The organism is Kitasatospora sp. NPDC058184, from assembly GCF_042883725.1.
GTDB lineage: Bacteria > Actinomycetota > Actinomycetes > Streptomycetales > Streptomycetaceae > Kitasatospora.
The window spans coordinates 1-1,015 of sequence record NZ_JBHVVE010000083.1 but is presented as its reverse complement, the minus strand read 5'-3'; the positions used below and the strand labels follow the sequence as shown (position 1 = coordinate 1,015).

Sequence of the window (1,015 nt, the reverse complement as noted above, 5' to 3'; positions counted from 1 at the left end):
GAGATACGGACCGGGCTCGGTGTCAGGTTGGTCAGGCTCGAAGTCAGACCACTTGATCGGCTGCAGTCCGCTCGGGTCCGCCATCACGTCACGTCCTTCGATCAGCTCGCACGAGACTTGGAAGCAGCGCGTCCAGCATGTCGGGTGTAATCGTCATCGGCGCAATGCCCTTCACTTCGGAAGCTGTAACGCCACGGCAAGCTGTGCGCCAGTTGCGTGGTGTCATGTACGCCCAGTGCCTAGCCTCGGGGTGGTCCCCGGCGGTACTCCTCCACCCACCCTCGGTGAGGTGCTACCACTACAGGGTTAGCCATCATGACCTCCGCATCCGCAAGGTGTTGACGATCGCCCACTTGATCAGCGCGAGGCTGGGCATATGCGTACTTCCGTTCTTCCGATCGGGAATCCTGGCGTCGCATCTGGGCTGAGGTGGCACGATGTATCCACCATCGAGAGAAGCGAGTTGATCCGTGAAGAACGACCAAGGTGTGAAGATCGCCAATGCGGCGATATCTGTCGCCGCACTGCTCATCCTGCTCCTGTTGGCCACGGGCCTGGACTGGGGTGGAGCTGGGTTGTTCTTCATCTTGTTGTCGTTCTCGGTGACAGGCGGCGTGATCACTTGGGTTGTGTTCGCCATTCGAGCGCTGGTCGTCAAGCCCGCTCCCCTGCCCTCGCAGCGACGCGCCCCGGGGGTACTCATGCCCGCGGGGTGGTATCCCGATCAGCAGGATCCGTCTCAGGTCCGCTGGTTCAACGGCAGTGAATGGACTGCAGCGACACTGCCCCGGCAATGAGCCGAGCTCAGCGACCAACCGCTAGATCACCCAGAACTCGATGAGCGCCCACACAATTCGGATCGCTTCGATCAGGTCACGCACTGGCTTCGAGAACCATGTCGAAGTTGTATCCGCGGATCCTGTCGAGCGTTCGCATGGTGGCGAAGAGCACTTCACCGCCACGCTCGAAGATGATGCGCGTATCGGCATAGCTTTGGTGGATGCGCTTGATGTGG

Annotated in this window: 1 protein-coding gene; it reads left to right on the top strand. The window is 60.7% G+C overall.

Going from position 1 to position 1,015, the window contains the following annotated elements:
- Positions 1 to 470: 470 nt before the first annotated feature.
- Complete coding sequence (locus ACFVXH_RS41490) at positions 471 to 797, top strand: DUF2510 domain-containing protein (RefSeq protein ID WP_387482557.1); 327 nt, start codon at positions 471 to 473, stop codon at positions 795 to 797.
- The last annotated feature ends 218 nt before the right edge of the window (positions 798 to 1,015 follow it).